This is a genomic window from Exiguobacterium sp. s21 (assembly GCF_018617975.1).
Lineage (GTDB): Bacteria > Bacillota > Bacilli > Exiguobacteriales > Exiguobacteriaceae > Exiguobacterium > Exiguobacterium mexicanum_A.
Genome location: NZ_JACSLF010000027.1, coordinates 1 through 1,459 on the forward strand (window position 1 = coordinate 1; position 1,459 = coordinate 1,459).

Genomic DNA, 1,459 nt, shown 5'->3' on the forward strand with positions numbered 1-1,459 from the left:
TAAACTGTACCCTGAGTAGTAGACACTAAAAAAAAGTCTACTGCTCAGGGTTTTTGTGTACACTGGACTAAATCATATTGGGAGTGAATTCGAGTGTCGAAGAAGATATTTACGTCAAAAGAAATAGATGCGCTAGCCGCAAATCCTTACGTTAAATCTGTGAGCCCGAAAGGGATCACGTATACCGATGAGTTTAAGGAACTTTTTATAGCACAGACGTTGGAAGGAAAGTTCCCTGTGGAAATCTTCCGGGGATGTGGATTCGATGTGGAGGTACTCGGTGAACGGCGTATGAGTTCTTGTAAAAATCGTTGGACACGAGCTTACCGAAAAGATGGGGTAATGGGGCTGCGCGATACACGATCAAGTAATTCAGGACGTTGGAGAGATAAAGAGCTGTCGACAGAAGAACGGTACGCGAAGCTCGAGGCCGAAAACAAACTGTTGAAAGCAGAGGTCGAACTATTAAAGGAGATCCGCCTGGCGGAAGGGAGAGGAAAGCTGGACTTAACGCATCGCAAAAGTATGAGCTGATTCAAGGTGTCATCATCAAGCACAAAATGAAGGGGATGGTCAGCCATCTCTGCCAGGTGGCCGGGGTGTCACGTCAGGGATACCACGCCTATTTCTCGGAACGGAGGAGACAGACCAGACAGGAGCGCGAATCGAAAGACGTGGCTCTTCGTGACCTCGTTCTGAAGGCGTTCCACTTCAAGAAGCGCAAGAAGGGTGCTAGGCAGATCAAGATGGTGCTGTCTGGTCATTTCGGTGTGACGATGAACCTGAAGTGTATCCGACGTATCATGCGGAAATACAACATCGTGTGTCCAATCCGCAAGGCGAAGCCATACAAACGGCTCATTAAGGCGACGGCCGAGCACCGGGTGGTGCCGAATCGCCTCAAACGCGAATTCAAACAGGGCACTCCCTACAAGGTGCTTCTCACCGATATCACCTACATATTTTACGGGAACGGTAAGCGAGCCTATCTTTCGACCATCGTGGACGGTTCGACCAATGAGGTACTGGCGCATCAACTCTCTGAGAACATCAATCTCGACATTGTATTGGATACGTTGAAGCGTTTACGGAAGAACCGGAGGATTCGCTTGGACAAGGACGCATTCATCCATTCAGATCAAGGAGGGCACTACACGAGCCCGACCTATCAGAAAGAGGTGAAGCGTATGAAGCTAGGTCAATCCATGTCCCGACGGGGCAACTGTTGGGATAACGCTGTCCAGGAATCATTCTTTGGACATTTCAAGGATATCGTCGAGTTAAAGGCCTGTACCACGTTCGATTCACTACAGCGTGAAATCCGAAAAACCATTAACTATTACAACCATCATCGTTATCAATGGAACATGAAAAAGATGACTCCCGTACAGTACAGGAATCATCTCCTTGAATCAGCATAAGTTTTTTTATTAATGTCCTTTACAAGGGGTACAGATTA

The 1,459-nt window shown here is 47.6% G+C and carries 1 protein-coding gene; it reads left to right on the top strand.

The genetic code is table 11. The features are described from left to right. The first annotated feature begins 93 nt into the window (after positions 1 to 93). A protein-coding gene (locus tag KNP06_RS15055) for an IS3 family transposase (RefSeq protein WP_138858667.1) occupies positions 94 to 1,421 on the top strand; the annotation gives its coding sequence in 2 pieces (ribosomal slippage) (positions 94 to 493 and positions 493 to 1,421; 1,329 coding nt in all). The last annotated feature ends 38 nt before the right edge of the window (positions 1,422 to 1,459 follow it).